This is a genomic window from Collinsella aerofaciens, from assembly GCF_028209395.1.
GTDB lineage: Bacteria > Actinomycetota > Coriobacteriia > Coriobacteriales > Coriobacteriaceae > Collinsella > Collinsella aerofaciens_AZ.
In genome coordinates this window covers 136204-148538 of record NZ_JAQLDQ010000002.1, presented here as the reverse complement: position 1 = coordinate 148538, position 12335 = coordinate 136204, and the positions used below count along the sequence as shown (strand labels likewise).

The window sequence follows — 12335 nt, the reverse complement described above, 5'->3', positions numbered from 1 at the left end:
TCTACTTCTCCAATGCCGCCTCGACCGTATCGGCGAACTCGCCGACCGTCTTGGGGTTCTCCTCGGTATCGAGCTGGATGCCAAACTCGTCCTCAACGGCGACGAGGATCTCGACGGTGCCCAGACTGTCGAGACCAATCTCCTCGAGCGTGGACTCGGGCTTCATCTCGACGTCGTCAAGACCGGCGGTCTCGCGGATAACATCGCAAACGCGCTCGAAGGTCTTCTGATCTGCCATGGTAGTTCTCCTTTGTTTGTGCCCTAGGGGCGTTTTATTTCCTATGTGCGACTACTTCCAACGAAGTAGATAGCCACCTATATCCAGACCGGCGCCAAATCCAACGAGGGCGATGGTGTCGCCCGCATTCAGTGCGTTGGTGCGCGCCAGCCGATCAAGCGCAAAGGGAATACAGGCGCTCGAAATATTGCCGGTCTCGCGCAGCGTTCGAACCACGCGCTCGCCTGGCACGCCGAGGCGCTTGACTGCCTGGCTCAGGATTCGTTCGTTAGCCTGATGGAATACAAAATGGTCGATGTCTTCGACCGAAATGCCCGCATCGCTCGCAAGCTTATGAACCGTGTCACAGATGGCGTTGACGCCGAACTTGAACACACGGCGGCCATTCATGGACAGCACGCTCTCGCTATCTACGGAGGCCTTAAACGGCGAGGTGCCGACCAGTCCGGGAACGCGCAACGTCTCGACGTCGGACGCCGTCGAAAGCTCAACGGCAAGGGGGCTGTCTCCCCCGGCCTCAATCACCGCGGCGCCTGCCCCATCGCCAAAGAGCACGCAGGTGGCGCGGTCGGTCCAGTCGAGCGCGCGCGTCATCTGCTCGGCGGCAACGACAAGCACATGCTTGGCTCGTCCTCGGGCGATATAGCCCTCGGCAACATCGAGCGCAAATACGAAGCCGGCGCAGGCCGCCGAGACATCGAAGGCAGGGCACGTCGCGCCTAGTCGCTCAGCAACGGCACACGCCTCAGCGGGAACAAGATGGTCACCCGTCGTCGTCGAGCAGACGATCAAATCCAACTGGCTCGCGTCGATTCCGGACACCTGGAGTGCCCGCTCGCTCGCCGCTACGGCAAGGTCATCAAGTGACTCGGTGGTGCAGACGTGGCGGCTCTTGATACCTGTGCGGGTAAAAATCCACTCATCCGAGGTATCGAGGAACTCGGACAGCTCGTCATTGGAAACACTGCGCTTAGGAAGCGCCGAGCCCGTTCCAAGAATCGTGAAACCCATCACTAACCTCCTTTGAGTTGTTGACGTGTTTACATCGACCATGAGAGGATAGCGCATTTCAGTCGTTGTTGACGTGTTAACATTAAATTGCCCAAATGCGACACAGGCTTCACATTGTGTCTATCTCTCGACACCATTGCGTTATTCACTTATTCATTAAGGAGGTAGCAGCCGTTATGGATGCCAAATTAACGATAGTCGACGTAACCGGATCGACCAACGATGACCTGCTCGAAGCAGGAAAACAGGGAGCGCCGCACGGCACAGGACTTGCCGCCCGGACTCAGACAGCAGGACGCGGCCGACGCGGCCACAAGTGGGATTCAACCGCCGGCAATCTGTTACTCTCGATTGTCCTACGTCCTCGTGTTGATCCCGCCAAGTACTCTGGCCTTGCCGCCGTCAGCGGCCTAGCGGTGCTCGAGGCGCTCGAAAAGCAGGGTCTTGCAAACGAGATTGGCCTCAAATGGCCCAACGACCTGGTCGCGCGAGGACGCAAGCTCGGCGGCATTCTGGTCGAAGCCGCACGCGATAACGAAGGCAACCCCTTTGCGGTCTGTGGCATCGGCGTCAACGTGAACTATGTGCCCACGGAGGTGCCCGATGGCGGCCTGCCGGCAATCGGTCTCTCGGACCTTAACGAGAACGTTCCTGCTGTCGACATGCTCCTCGATGAGGTCTATCACGCAGTTATAGACGCTGTAGATGCCTGGGCAGAACGCCTCAACGCCATGGAAGAAAACACCGGATCGCTCGCGCCCGTCCACGGCGAATATGTCGCTCACCTCAATTGGATTGGAAAGCACGTTATCGCCCGCTCCCCTGCCGGTGACGAGCAGGCGCGAGGCATCTTTAAAACCGTCGATACCTTTGGACGCGCGTGCATCGAAACAGAAGACGGCTTGCGATCCTTCCATTTTGAGGAGGCGTCGCTGCGCCCCTTGGGCGAATAGGGCGCCGCAGCCACCTACTCAGCAGCATTACCAGGCGGTCAAAACCCATCATGCAAAACAAAAGAGCCCCGCTACCGTAATGGCAGCGGGGCTCTGTAAGCTATGAGCGATATCGCTTAGAGCTTGATGTCGATGTCGACGCCAGCGGGGAGGTCGAGACGCATGAGCGAATCAACGGTGCCCGAGGTGGGGTCAAGGATGTCGATGAGGCGCTTGTGGGTGCGCATCTCGAACTGCTCACGGGAGTCCTTGTTCACGTGCGGCGAGCGGATAACCGTGTACAGGTTGCGCTCGGTGGGCAGGGGGACAGGACCGGAAACGCGAGCACCGGTCTTCTGAGCGGTCTCGACGATGAGCTTCGCGGACTGATCGACGACCTCGTGATCATAGCCCTTGAGGCGAATGCGGATCTTCTGGGTAGCCAACTTAAACCTCCAAAGAGTGCGAGAGATGTTCTCGCGGATTACGTAACAGGGAGCTCGAACTTAGGCGTTCTTGCTCATGACCTCGTCCACGATGGACTTGGGCGCGGGCTCATAAGAGTCGAACTGCATCGTGTAGGATGCACGGCCCTGGGTCTGGGAGCGAAGGTCGGTAGCGTAACCGAACATCTCGCCCAGCGGCACCTTGGCACGGATGAGCTTGCTGTTCTTGCGATCCTCCATGCCCTCGATCTTGCCGCGGCGACCGGAGAGGTTGCCCATAACGTCGCCCATGTACTGCTCGGGGGTCTCGACCTCGACAGCCATGATCGGCTCGAGCAGCTGCGGATCGGACTTCTTGAGAGCGTCCTTGATAGCCATGGAACCGGCGATCTTGAAGGCGGCCTCGGAGGAGTCGACCTCGTGGTAAGAACCGTCGAACAGGGTGACCTTAACGTCGAGGACCGGGAAGCCGGCGATAACACCGGTGTTCAGGGCCTCCTGGATGCCCTTGTCGATGGACGGGATGTACTCCTTGGGCACGACGCCGCCGACGATAGCGTTGACGAACTCGTAGCCGAAGCCCTCCTCCATCTTCTCGAGCTTGATGACGGCGTGGCCGTACTGACCGCGACCGCCGGACTGACGGACGAACTTGCCCTCAGCCTTCTCGACGTCGTGACCGGCGGTCTCGCGGTAGGCAACCTGGGGCTTACCGACGTTAGCGTCAACCTTGAACTCGCGGAGCAGACGGTCGACGATGATCTCGAGGTGCAGCTCGCCCATGCCGGCGATGATGGTCTGGCCGGTCTCGTGGTTGGTGGACACCTGGAAGGTCGGGTCCTCCTCGGCGAGCTTGGTCAGAGCCAGGGACATCTTGTCCTGCTCGGCCTTGGTCTTGGGCTCGATGGCAACGTCGATAACGGGCTTAGCGAACTCGATCTTCTCGAGGACGATCTCCTTGCCCTCGGCGCACAGGGTGTCACCGGTGGTGGAGTTCTTGAAGCCGACGCAAGCGACGATGTCGCCGGCGGCAGCGTCGTCACGGTCGATACGCTCGGCGGCGTTCATCTCGAGGATGCGGCCGAGACGCTCGCGCTGACCGTTGGAAGCGTTGACCACGTAGGAGCCGGACTCGGCGCGGCCGGAGTAAACGCGGACGTAGGTGAGCTTACCGACGAACGGGTCGGTCATGATCTTGAAGACCAGGCCGGAGAAAGGCTCGTCGAAGGAAGGATGACGCTGGATCTCCTCGCCGGTGTCCGGATCGGTACCGGTGACGGCCTCAACGTCGAGCGGGCTGGGCAGGTAGTCGACGACAGCGTCGAGCAGCTCCTGAACGCCCTTGTTCTTGTAGGCGGAGCCCACGAAGACGAGGTTGAGCTCGTTGGCCAGAACGCCCTTGCGCAGAGCAGCCTTGAGCTCCTCGACGGTGAAGTCCTCCTCCATGAGGATCTTCTCCATGAGCTCGTCGTCAAAGCTGGCAGCAGCGTCGAGGAGCTCCTCGCGCTTGGTGGCAGCGATGTCGGCAAACTCAGCCGGGATCTCGTCCATCGGCTCGGGGTAGGTCATGCCCTTCTCGTCGGCCTTGAAGTCCCATGCAGTCATGGTAACGAGGTCGATGACGCCCCAGAAGTTGTCCTCGGCGCCCATCGGGACCTGAGCGGCCACGGCGTTGGCGTCGAGACGATCCTTCATGGTCTCGATAGCGTTGAAGAAGTCAGCGCCCACGCGGTCATACTTGTTGATGAAGGCGATGCGGGGGACGTTGAAGGTAGAAGCCTGACGCCAAACGGTCTCAGACTGGGGCTGAACGCCGGCAACGGCGTCGAAGACGGCGACAGCGCCATCGAGGACGCGCAGGCAGCGCTCGACCTCGGCGGTGAAGTCAACGTGGCCCGGGGTGTCGATGATCTGGATGCGGTAGTCCTTACCGTCCTTGTTCCAGAAGCACGTGGTAGCAGCGGAGGTAATGGTTACGCCGCGCTCCTGCTCCTGAACCATCCAGTCCATGGTGGCAGCGCCCTCATGGACCTCACCGATCTTGTGGGTCTTACCGGTGTAGTAAAGAATACGCTCGGTCGTGGTGGTCTTACCGGCATCGATGTGGGCCATGATGCCGATGTTACGGGTATCGGAAAGCTTGTACTTAGGCTTAGCCATGTTAGTTCCTTACCTTAACTTACCAACGATAGTGAGAGAACGCGCGGTTGGCCTCGGCCATCTTGAAGACGTCCTCACGCTTCTTGACGGAAGCGCCAAGACCGTTGGAGGCGTCGAGGATCTCGTTAGCGAGACGCTCGGCCATGGTCTTCTCCTTGCGAGCGCGGGAGAAGTTGACGATCCAGCGGATGCCCAGAGCGGTGGAACGACGGGAGTTGACCTCCATCGGGACCTGATAGGTAGCGCCACCGACACGCTTGGGCTTAACCTCGAGCGTGGGCTTGACGTTGTCCATAGCCTTCTTGAAGGTAGCGAGAGCGTCGCCACCCTCGGACTTCTCGGCAACGATCTCGAAAGCGGTGTAAACGATGCGCTCAGCGGTGGCCTTCTTGCCGTCAAGAAGGACCTTGTTGATGAGCTGAGTCACCAGGCGGTTGTTGTAAACGGCGTCAGGCTGAACCTCACGACGATTAGCTGCTGCACGACGCGGCATGTGAAATCTCCTTAAGTGTCTACCGTGCGGCGCTTAGGCGGCGCACGGCGAAAGTATCAAAACGTTATCTGGCTTATTTAGCCTTGGGGCGCTTAGCACCGTACTTGGAACGGGCCTGCATACGGTTCTGGACCGGAGCAGCGTCGTAGGCGCCACGGATGACGTGATAACGGACACCAGGGAGGTCACGGACACGACCGCCGCGGACGAGCACGATGGAGTGCTCCTGCAGGTTGTGGCCCTCACCCGGGATGTAAGCAGTAACTTCGATGCCGTTGACGAGGCGAACACGGGCAACCTTACGAAGAGCCGAGTTCGGCTTCTTGGGGCTCGTGGTGAAGACGCGGGTGCACACGCCGCGCTTCTGGGAGTTGTGCTGCAGAGCAGCGTTCTTGGACTTCTTGGGCACGGAACGACGGCCCTGGCGAACCAGCTGGTTAATAGTAGGCAAAGCGTACTCCTTCTCGAATGATTCCAGCTTTCTGTAAAGTGCAACGGCTTGAATCGAGGGGTCAGCATCCCCCTACGAAACACGCAGTTCGATAGGATACGTGCCGTTAGCTGTGCCGTCAACAGACCACGCCGCCGGGCGTATCCCAAAATAGCCATATTTCCGCAAAGCCTCCATAAAAGGAATCCCCGCCTGTGCGCAAGTGCCCATTCCAGCCGTCCATGTAACGCAAAAATGGCCGCTTCCTCTAGCAGGAAGCGGCCTAGACCTTACGAATAGACGATGGTAAAGGGTACTTCTGTTTCGGTCTCTCCTGTTGATGTGCATCTCGTGCCCTCGAGGGTCACCGAGACCACTTGATCGACATTGATCAGTTTTGTCGGAACCCAGATGTTCTCTCCGCTATTGCGCGCCATCGAAACATAGAAATTGTACGCCCCTGCGTCGTCATCTTCGATAATCTGCTCCGATCCATCCTTGTAGCTGACGGTCAGTTTATGATCAACTGCTTCATAGCCCAGATCATCGATGTGCGTCTGGATGGAAAACGGGCTGATCTCGAGAGGCGAGTCGTCGGAGCGGAGCTCCTTTGTATCGACGTGCGCTCCGACGTTAAACTCTGGCGTCGATACCTCGATCACCTTCGCATCCTCACCTTTGCCCTCCGTCCAACTGATATTCCAGGTGACCGCATGTCGTAAATCTCGATCGCGATTCCAAGATGCAAAGTACATCGTGCCGTTAGTGACCGTGTCGCTTGATGTGTCTTTATCAATGGTGCAGCGTGTATCAGCCCATTCCTCGCCGAAGTTCATGCTGGGTGTACTGACGCCCCCTTCTTCTTCACCATAGAGAACAAGTTCGCCAAGCTCTGCCGCCGGCTTGTAGTAGTTAACGCCATTCGGATTGGACAATGTAAACGTCACAGCACCGCAACCGTTCTCGTCGATTGCCATCTCATGAATGTCGAGCGTATAGCCGTTGCCCTCGACGGACAGATTGACCTTCTGGACTGCACCCTCCAGGCTTTGGGGCGCGATACCATCACCAAACTCTCTGGTGTAGGTATATTTCGTCCCCGACGAGCCGCCATTTGTCCAGGTAACGGACTCTCCGTTGCCATGGTTTCCCCAGGCAGAGGCAAAATAACTGGAATTGACAACAGCGTAGGCGACCCCTCCGGTCGCCAGCACTCCGGCAAGACATCCGATTACGGCAACATACAGAGGCTTCGCGTGACCCTTTCGGCGAAGCGGCTCGCCAGCAGCGGCATAAAGAACACGGTCAGCAAGATCGCTATCGGCTTGGACGGACTCGAAGGCCTGCTTGATCTGGTTGGATTTCACGGTCGCCCTCCTCTAGGATGAACTTGAGCTTCGATCTGCCGCGAGCTAAACGCGTTCGAACGGTCGCGGCTGGCACATGCAGTAACTCGGCAATTTCTGAAGTCGAGAAGCCCAGATAGTAATAGAGCACGATAGGAATACGGAATCGCTCCGGAAGTCGCATAACGTCTGACAGGACCGCCTTGGTCTCCTCCTGCGCCGTCGAAAGCGAATCGGCCAGATTCTCAATATCCTCCACGCGCCTCCACGGCTTTCGAAAGAGAGATTTACATTCATTGATCGTGACCCGGATAAGCCATCGACGAAGATGCTCCCAGTTTTCAAATTGCGCGTCGCTTTTGAGCAACTTAAGAAAGACGTCTTGAGCGACATCGTCGGCGTCAGCGCGATCACGCAGATACGTCAATGCGATCCGAAACACGACATCCCGGTGGTCTTCGACCGCCTGTCTAAAAGCTTGTTCTTCCATAATCACCTCCCGGTGACACTGATGGTTCTTGATGGGGCCCTCACCATAGATACGCTTTGACCAAACGGAATGTTTCAAATTCAAGCAGGAAAAACTACCAAAATAAACCTGTCCTTTTTTGCAAGTGACCAACGGAACGCAACAAGTTGAGCATACGCAAGCGAGCGGCCCCCAGAGCGTACAAGGTGGCATGAAAAAGGCAGGGCATTGACCTTTTGGTCATGCCCTGCCTTTTGAATGACAGATTGTAGCTCTGGGGGCCGCGCAGCGACGGAAATCTCCGCCGTTCGTTAGAACGGCGGAACTAGTTACTCCTCGTCGTTATCCTTGGCCTCTTCGGCGTCGTCGGTGTCCACGAGCTGGTTGAGCAGCTCGTCGAGGGAAGCCATGTCCTCGTTGATGGCACCGTTGGCGGGAGCCTTCTTGTCGTCGATCGGAGCGCCCAGGAGCTCCTCGTCGGCGTCGGCGTGATGCGTCGGCGCGGCAGAGGTGCCCAGCAGGATGTCGTCCGGACCGTCGGGGCTAAAGACCATCTGCAGCAGCTGCGAGAGGTCTTCCTCGTCGGCAACGTCGTCGTTGTTCTCGAGGATGTAGAGCAGGTCGTGGGCCTCAAGGCCGTCACGGAGCTCCTCGATCGCCTTGGCACCGATGCCATCGATGCGCAGCAGATCCTCCTCGGACTTACCAACCAGGTCGCCGACCGTCTCGATGCCGACCTCGCTGAACTTGTTGGTCCAGCGCTGCGACACGCCCAGGTCGTCGAACAGGTACAGGCGAGCCTTCTCGGCAGAGATGGTGTGACCGTTGCGGGTGAACGAACCGTCAGCACCGCCAAACTCGTCGTAGCCGGCCCAGTCGAGCTGCTGCGGAAGCTGCTCGTCCAGGTCCTTGAGCTCCACAGGAGCCCACTCGGGCAGCGACTTGGCGTTGGGCGAAGCCGGGCCGTCGATGTCCACGTAGCCGTCGGCCGTACGATACGTCAGCTTGGCGTTGGCGTACGGCTTGAGGCCGGTACCGGCCGGGATCTTCTTACCGACGATGACGTTGGACTTAAGGTCGAGCAGGTGGTCGACCTTGCCCTCGATGGCAGCCTCGGTAAGGACGCCGGCGGTACGGATGAACGAAGCGCTCGACAGCCAGGAGTCGATGTTGGACGCGACCTTGAGCGTACCCAGGATGACGGGCTCGGCCACAGGAGCCTGACCGCCCAGACGGGCAACGCGCTCGACCTCGTCGGCGAACTCGTAGCGGTCGACGTACTGACCAAGCAGGTACTTGGAGTCACCGGGGTTGGTGATCTGAACGCGACGCAGCATCTGACGTGCGAGCACCTCGATGTGCTTGTCGTTCAGGTCGACGCCCTGGCTGGTGTAGACGTCCTTGACGCTCTCGACGAAGGTGTGCATCGTCGACTCGATGTCGGTCAGCTTGCGCAGGTTGCGGAAGTTGACGAAGCCCTTGGTGATCTGGTCGCCGGCGCGAACCTCGCAGCCGTCCTCGATCTCGGGCATAAAGCGAACCGAAGCGGGGACGCGACGCTCGTCGAGGACACGGGTGTGGTCCTCGGAGTCGGTGAGCGTCAGCACGTACTCGGACTTCTCGGGCTTAATCGAGAGGTGGCCGGAGTACGGAGCCAGCTCGGCCTCGCGACCCAGAATCTTCTCGTTGACGTTGCCGACGATATCGAACATACGGCTGACCGTAGGCAGACCCTGCGTAATATCGTCGACGCCAGCGACGCCGCCGGAGTGAATGGTACGCATCGTAAGCTGCGTACCGGGCTCGCCGATGGACTGGGCGGCAATAATGCCGACCGCGGTACCGATGGCGACCGGACGACGGGTGGAAAGATCCCAGCCGTAGCACTTCTGGCACACGCCGTACTTGGAGCGGCAAGTGAGCAGCGCGCGGAGCTTGACCTTCTTAAGGCCGGCATCGACCATCTTCTGAATGTCGGCAACCTTCTCGATGTAGCCGTCCTGCTCAAAGAGCACGGTGCCATCGGGAGCCACGACGTCCTCGATGAAGCAACGGCCGACGAGGTCGGTGTTGAGGTCGGTGGTGCCGGGGATGATGAGGTTGTAGGTGACGCCCTCGTGCGTGCCGCAGTCCTCCTCGCGGACGATGACGTCCTGGGCCACGTCGACCAGACGACGGGTCAGGTAACCAGAGTCCGAGGTGTGGGATGCGGTATCGACCAGGCCCTTACGGGCGCCGTAGGTCGAAATGAAGTACTCGAGCGGCAGCAGGCCCTCGCGGAAGTTCGCCTTAATGGGAAGGTCGATCGTCTCGCCGGACATGTCTGCCATCAGGCCACGCATGCCGCCGAGCTGACGCAGCTGGGTCTTAGAACCACGGGCGCCGGAGTCGGCCATCATGTACAGCGGGTTCTCCTCGTCGAACATGTCGAGCATGAGCGCTGCGACCTTGTCGGTACAAGCGGTCCACTCGTTAACGACTTCGATGTGGCGCTCCGTCTCGTTGATGAAGCCCTCCTCGAAGTACTCGTTGATCTGGTCGACGTTGGCCTGGGCGCGGTCGAGCAGCTCCTGCTTCTCGGCAGGGATGAGAGCGTCCCACACCGAGATGGTGAGGCCGGCGCGGGTAGCGTAGTGGAAGCCGGAGTACTTGATGGCGTCGAGGATCGGGCCGACCTTGGCCTCGGGGTAACGATCACAGCAGTCCGCAACCAGCTTGGCCACATCGCCCTTGACCATCTTGTAGTTCATGAACTCGTAGTCTTCGGGCAGGCACTGGCGGTTGAAGATGATGCGGCCGATAGAGGTCTCGAAGCGCGCGGTCTTATTGCCGGTGACATCGTAGTCGACAAACTCGTTCTTGCCGTTCTTGACGCGGAAGATACGGGTGCCGTCCTCATTGATGACGTTGGCATCGGCAGCGGACACGCGGACCTGGATCTTGGCCTGCATGTCGACCTCGGAGCGGCAGTCATAGGCGTGCAGCGCGTCGTCGAAGCTCGAGAACACGTGGTTCTCGCCCGGCAGACCCTCGCGGACCTGGGTCAGGTAGTACACACCGATGATCATGTCCTGCGAAGGGATGTTGACCGGCTTGCCGGATGCCGGCGAGCGCAGGTTGTTCGCAGAGAGCATGAGCACGCGGGCCTCGGCCTGAGCCTGGCTGGACAGCGGCACGTGGACAGACATCTGGTCGCCGTCGAAGTCGGCGTTGAAGGGCGAGCAGACCAGCGGGTGCAGGTGGATAGCCTTGCCCTCGACCAGCACCGGCTCAAAGGCCTGGATGGACAGACGGTGCAGGGTCGGTGCACGGTTGAGCAGCACGACGCGGCCGTCGATGACCTCTTCGAGGATATCCCACACAAAGGTGGCACCGCGGTCGATAGCGCGCTTGGCGCCCTTGATGTTCTCGACCTTACCGAGCTCGACCAGGCGCTTCATAACGAAGGGCTTGAAGAGCTCCAGCGCCATGGTCTTGGGCAGACCGCACTGGTGCAGCAGCAGCTTGGGGTCGGTAACGATAACCGAACGGCCGGAGTAGTCGACACGCTTACCCAGCAGGTTCTGACGGAAACGGCCCTGCTTGCCCTTGAGGGCCTCGGCGAGCGACTTGAGCGGGCGACCGCCACGGCCAGAGACCGGGCGACCACGACGGCCGTTGTCGAACAGGGCGTCCACGGACTCCTGGAGCATGCGCTTCTCGTTGTTCACGATGATCGCAGGGGCGTCCAGGTCGAGCAGGCGCTTGAGTCGGTTGTTACGGTTGATCACGCGGCGATACAGGTCGTTGAGGTCGGACGCGGCGAAGCGGCCGCCGTCGAGCTGAACCATCGGGCGCAGATCGGGCGGAATGACCGGGATGACGTCCAGGATCATGTTCGCGGGGCTGTTGCCGCCCTTCAGGAAGGCGTCAACGACCTCAAGGCGCTTGACGGCCTTCTCGCGCTTCTGCTTCTGGGAGTCCTCGTCAGCGATGATGGCCTTGAGCTTCTCGGCCTCGGAGGGGAGGTCGATGGCAGCGAGCAGGTCGCGGACGGCCTCGGCACCCATACCACCCTTGAAGTACATGGAGTAGTAGCGGGTCATCTCGCGGAACAGCGGCTCATCGGAGATGAGGTCGCGCTCGGTGAGCTTCATGAAGGCATTGAAGGCGTCCGTGCGGAGCTGCTTCTCGTCCTTGCACTCTTCCTCGATGTCGACGATGCCGGAGGCGATCTCCTCGGGGGTCAGCGGCTCCTCGTCGGAGAACTCATCAAAGTTCTCGGGGTTGCCCTGCTCCTTGAGGGACTCGATCTGGCGGGCGCACTCGGCATCGATCTCTTCCAGATCGGCGGCGAGCTCCTCGCGCAGGTCGTCAGCGTCGGCCTCGCGAGCCTCGTAGTCGACCTCGGTGATGATGTAGCTGGCAAAGTACAGAACCTTCTCGAGGTCCTTGGACTTGATGTCGAGCATACGGCTCATCGGGAAGCTCGTGGGGCTCTTGAAGTACCAGATGTGGGACACGGGAGCGGCGAGCTCGATGTGGCCCATGCGGTCGCGACGCACCTTGGCCGAGGTGACCTCGACGCCGCAGCGCTCGCAGACGATACCCTTAAAGCGGATGCCCTTGTACTTGCCGCAGGAGCACTCCCAGTCCTTGGCGGGACCGAAGATCTTCTCGCAGAACAGGCCGTCCTTCTCGGGCTTGAGGGTACGGTAATTGATGGTCTCCGGCTTCTTGACCTCACCGTGCGACCAGGAACGGATCTGGTCGGCGGAGGCAAGGGAGATCTTTACCGAGTCAAAATCAGTAGCTTCGAAATCTGCCACAG

General features: G+C 59.7%; 10 protein-coding genes. 1 reads left to right on the top strand and 9 read right to left on the bottom strand.

The annotated features are described in order from the left end of the window. Position 1 precedes the first annotated feature (1 nt). Together PMW67_RS01915 and PMW67_RS01910 are read right to left on the bottom strand one after the other, a co-directional pair. Positions 2 to 238, bottom strand: coding sequence for an acyl carrier protein (locus tag PMW67_RS01915; protein WP_006235019.1), 237 nt, complete (start codon positions 236 to 238; stop codon positions 2 to 4). A gap of 51 nt (positions 239 to 289) precedes the next feature. After that, a complete protein-coding gene (locus PMW67_RS01910) occupies positions 290 to 1249 on the bottom strand; it encodes a 3-oxoacyl-ACP synthase III family protein (protein ID WP_271738610.1) in 960 nt (319 codons plus the stop codon). 176 nt (positions 1250 to 1425) lie between these two features. Between PMW67_RS01910 and PMW67_RS01905 the strand changes: the two genes are divergently transcribed. After that, positions 1426 to 2202, top strand: a complete 777-nt coding sequence (locus tag PMW67_RS01905; RefSeq protein ID WP_271738609.1) for a biotin--[acetyl-CoA-carboxylase] ligase — start codon at positions 1426 to 1428, stop codon at positions 2200 to 2202. A 116-nt stretch (positions 2203 to 2318) separates the two neighbouring features. Here the strand turns inward: PMW67_RS01905 and rpsJ are convergent, their stop codons facing one another. From rpsJ to PMW67_RS01870, 7 genes are all read right to left on the bottom strand, one after another. Beyond that, positions 2319 to 2627, bottom strand: coding sequence for a 30S ribosomal protein S10 (gene rpsJ / locus PMW67_RS01900; protein ID WP_022094184.1), 309 nt, complete (start codon positions 2625 to 2627; stop codon positions 2319 to 2321). Positions 2628 to 2687: 60 nt separating this feature from the next. Beyond that, positions 2688 to 4787 (bottom strand): elongation factor G, encoded by a 2100-nt coding sequence (gene fusA, locus PMW67_RS01895; RefSeq protein ID WP_022094183.1) that lies wholly within the window; start codon positions 4785 to 4787, stop codon positions 2688 to 2690. Positions 4788 to 4806: 19 nt separating this feature from the next. Beyond that, positions 4807 to 5280 carry a 30S ribosomal protein S7 gene (gene rpsG / locus PMW67_RS01890; protein WP_006235013.1) on the bottom strand — a complete coding sequence of 158 codons (474 nt, stop codon included), beginning with the start codon at positions 5278 to 5280 and terminating at the stop codon, positions 4807 to 4809. 73 nt (positions 5281 to 5353) lie between these two features. Next, on the bottom strand, positions 5354 to 5731 hold the full coding sequence (gene rpsL / locus PMW67_RS01885) for a 30S ribosomal protein S12 (RefSeq protein WP_006235012.1): 378 nt from the start codon (positions 5729 to 5731) through the stop codon (positions 5354 to 5356). Between the two features lie 269 nt (positions 5732 to 6000). Further along, the gene (locus tag PMW67_RS01880) at positions 6001 to 7077 is read right to left on the bottom strand and encodes a DUF4179 domain-containing protein (protein WP_271738608.1); all 1077 of its coding nucleotides are present in this window, start codon (positions 7075 to 7077) and stop codon (positions 6001 to 6003) included. Next, the gene (locus PMW67_RS01875; RefSeq protein WP_187364957.1) at positions 7028 to 7546 is read right to left on the bottom strand and encodes an RNA polymerase sigma factor; all 519 of its coding nucleotides are present in this window, start codon (positions 7544 to 7546) and stop codon (positions 7028 to 7030) included. The genes PMW67_RS01880 and PMW67_RS01875 overlap by 50 nt, the downstream gene beginning before the upstream one ends. A 308-nt stretch (positions 7547 to 7854) precedes the next feature. After that, a complete protein-coding gene (locus PMW67_RS01870; protein ID WP_195503394.1) occupies positions 7855 to 12333 on the bottom strand; it encodes a DNA-directed RNA polymerase subunit beta' in 4479 nt (1492 codons plus the stop codon). Positions 12334 to 12335 lie beyond the last annotated feature (2 nt).

What these genes read in the sequence shown, in the direction of transcription:
- PMW67_RS01905 (WP_271738609.1), top strand. Translation starts at nt 1,426, where the DNA reads ATGGATGCCAAATTAACGATAGTCGACGTAACCGGATCGACCAACGAT.
- PMW67_RS01875 (WP_187364957.1), bottom strand. Translation starts at nt 7,546, where the DNA reads ATGGAAGAACAAGCTTTTAGACAGGCGGTCGAAGACCACCGGGATGTC.
- rpsG (WP_006235013.1), bottom strand. Translation starts at nt 5,280, where the DNA reads ATGCCGCGTCGTGCAGCAGCTAATCGTCGTGAGGTTCAGCCTGACGCC.
- PMW67_RS01915 (WP_006235019.1), bottom strand. Translation starts at nt 238, where the DNA reads ATGGCAGATCAGAAGACCTTCGAGCGCGTTTGCGATGTTATCCGCGAG.
- PMW67_RS01910 (WP_271738610.1), bottom strand. Translation starts at nt 1,249, where the DNA reads ATGGGTTTCACGATTCTTGGAACGGGCTCGGCGCTTCCTAAGCGCAGT.
- fusA (WP_022094183.1), bottom strand. Translation starts at nt 4,787, where the DNA reads ATGGCTAAGCCTAAGTACAAGCTTTCCGATACCCGTAACATCGGCATC.